At 46.0% G+C, this 2,464-nt stretch carries 3 protein-coding genes; 1 reads left to right on the forward strand and 2 read right to left on the reverse strand.

Annotated elements, in window-relative coordinates; genetic code table 11:
* Both IH879_22390 and IH879_22395 read right to left on the reverse strand, forming a co-directional pair.
* The coding region (locus IH879_22390) for a hypothetical protein (GenBank protein ID MCH7677677.1) at positions 1-325 on the reverse strand (325 nt) is incomplete at its 3' end.
* Between the two features lie 55 nt (positions 326-380).
* Complete coding sequence (locus IH879_22395) at positions 381-1,196, reverse strand: hypothetical protein (protein ID MCH7677678.1); 816 nt, start codon at positions 1,194-1,196, stop codon at positions 381-383.
* A 200-nt stretch (positions 1,197-1,396) separates the two neighbouring features.
* Between IH879_22395 and IH879_22400 the strand changes: the two genes are divergently transcribed.
* The gene (locus IH879_22400; GenBank protein ID MCH7677679.1) at positions 1,397-2,413 is read left to right on the forward strand and encodes a zinc-binding dehydrogenase; all 1,017 of its coding nucleotides are present in this window, start codon (positions 1,397-1,399) and stop codon (positions 2,411-2,413) included.
* Positions 2,414-2,464: the final 51 nt, after the last annotated feature.

A 2,464-nucleotide genomic window follows, 5' to 3' on the forward strand; every position in this document is an offset into this window, starting at 1 on the left:
AAACGTCACCAACCTTTGCCAAACCGATTCCGGGTTTGACGTAGAGATCGTCTCCTTCGATGAAATCATCATCAATGTTCTTGTCCAATATGGTCACAAATCCGGCAGTAACCCCGGTAAGCACGAGGAGTTTCAGGCCACCCTGCGGACTTAATCGCGATGGAGCAGAGAAAATGTACAGAAGATCACTCCCTACCTTTGAAGCAAGGGATTTGGAAGAACTTTGCTTTGGATAAGGTTGCAGTCCCTGTGGGAGTGCGATGCCCTGCGAAGAAAGAATGATAATTAGCAAGAAAACTGGATAAAATCGATTTCTGCAGATCAAGGGAACCTCCATATTATAACTTAAGAAACTGATATGTAATTGAAAAGGAAAAAAATCATTCCCTCAGAACTTCAAAGTAAGCAGTATCGACGACGGCCGATCCAAATGCGCCAATCCCATCGCCATCGATATGAAATGCCGGCTCATGATGATTGCCGTCGGCGCCCTGAGTGACCTCGTGAGTAGCCTGAAAGTCCCGAAAGTTTCTATCGGCCGCGTATATAATAATGCGATACCTGGTATAAAAATAGAGGTACAAGGAACGAATCTCTGTCATAGATTCGCCGGCAGTCGGTGGTCTGTTGTGGATCCAGTAGTAATTATACTTCCATTCTTCAAAATCTTCGATTACATCCTGAGGAGTGAGGTTCTTTTCGACATACACTTCATCAAAGGCCTGGCTAAAGTCCGCTTGAGAATTGAACCGGCTGCCGGTCAGCCAGAAGTTGGCAAACAACTGCGGCGAAAAGATGCGCGTCCAGCGAATGCTGCCTGTCCGGTTGCCCCAATCATATGTGATGCCGGCTTTATTTTGAGCTTTCGGGTTGAATGTCAGATCCAGGTTATCTGTGCTACCATAGCCGCTGACAGTGACCTTATTTTTGTTGTCGAAGTCAAAGAACGCTTTGACATTACCATCAAGGAAGTAGTAGTTAGGTATATTATTGAGGAAGGGGGCGACCGTCTTATCAAAATAAGTCCGTCGAAGCGAACCCGATAACGAACCCATTTGGCCAATCGGCATCTGCACCGTCGTTTTTGCGCTGAGCAGACTTATGGAAGCGGTTGCTTCAAAATGCTCGCGGTTGCCATCCAGATTCGTTATATTGAGAACCGAGTAAAATTGAAACGCTGAACCCAACAATTTCATAATTTTGTCTTTTCAGTTTCATAGTCTAAACTCAATTTATCCGTGTCAAATCAGTGTTAATCCGTGGCTAAAGTTAATGTATCTTTTGATTGCGGCTTCGTCGAGCTGTGATTCTCACTGTTCTCTGTGTCCAAAAAGGTTTTGAACGTTTTCACTTTTATACATTATACATTATGAGTGACTGAAATAAGGAGGAGAGAATGCGCCAAATTGTGATCCCAAAATATGGTGACGTCAGCGTCTTCAGAATTGAAGAGAAACCGGATCCGCAGCCGGGCAAAGACGAAGTCTTGATTCGAGTGAAAGCCTCAGGAATTAATTTCGCGGATATTTTAGCCCGCCAGGGTCTTTACCCGGATGCACCCAAACTCCCGATGGTCGTCGGGTACGAGGTCTCCGGGGTTATCGAATCAACTGGAGAGGGAGTTGATTCTGCTTGGAAGGGGCAGGAGGTCGGGGCTGGAACAAGATTTCAGGGTTACTCGGATTTGGTTGTTGTGCCAGCTAAAAGCATTTTTGAAAAACCACCATCATTAACTTTTGAACAGGCTGCTGCTCTGCCTGTTAATTACGTGACAGCCTTTCAGCTTTTAGTGGTGATGGGCTCGCTCAAAAAAGACGAATCCGTGCTCATTCACAATGCCGGCGGCGGCGTTGGCCTGGCTGCCCTGGATATCGCCAAGAACATTGGAGCAATCACTTATGGTACCGCAAGCTCCGGTAAACATGACTTTTTGAAACAGCGAGGTCTGGACCACGCCATCGATTATCGAACTGAAGATTGGTTTCGAAAGCTACAAGAGTTAACAGACGGAAAAGGCGTGGAGCTGGTAATCGATCCGCTTGGTGGAACGAGCTGGAAAAAAAGTTACAAGGCCTTGAGAGCTACGGGCCGCTTAGGGATGTTTGGTATTTCAGCAGCGACAGAGTCTGGCCTCGGGGCAAAATTAAGCTTATTAAAAGTAGCACTGCAAATGCCATGGTTTAATCCGGTTGGTTTGATGAACGCAAATAAAAGCGTCTTCGGTGTAAATCTGGGACACATGTGGGATGAGCAAGAAAAAGTCCGCAGTTGGATGCAAACAATTTTGCAAGGGGTCGATGAAGGGTGGGTTCAGCCGCATGTTGATAAAGCTTTTCCACTAGATAAGGTCGGTGAAGCGCATGCTTACATCGAGGCGCGCAAAAATATCGGCAAAGTGGTTCTAGTAGTGTGATTCCCAAATAACGTGCGTAATTAAGTGCTCCTGCAAAGGATCGAAAAATCT

The sequence above is a fragment of the candidate division KSB1 bacterium genome (genome assembly GCA_022562085.1).
In the GTDB taxonomy this organism is placed as follows: Bacteria; Zhuqueibacterota; Zhuqueibacteria; order Oceanimicrobiales; family Oceanimicrobiaceae; genus Oceanimicrobium.

Coding starts and splice junctions, on each gene's coding strand:
- IH879_22395 (MCH7677678.1), bottom strand. CDS start 1,196: ATGAAATTGTTGGGTTCAGCGTTTCAATTTTACTCGGTTCTCAATATA.
- IH879_22400 (MCH7677679.1), top strand. CDS start 1,397: ATGCGCCAAATTGTGATCCCAAAATATGGTGACGTCAGCGTCTTCAGA.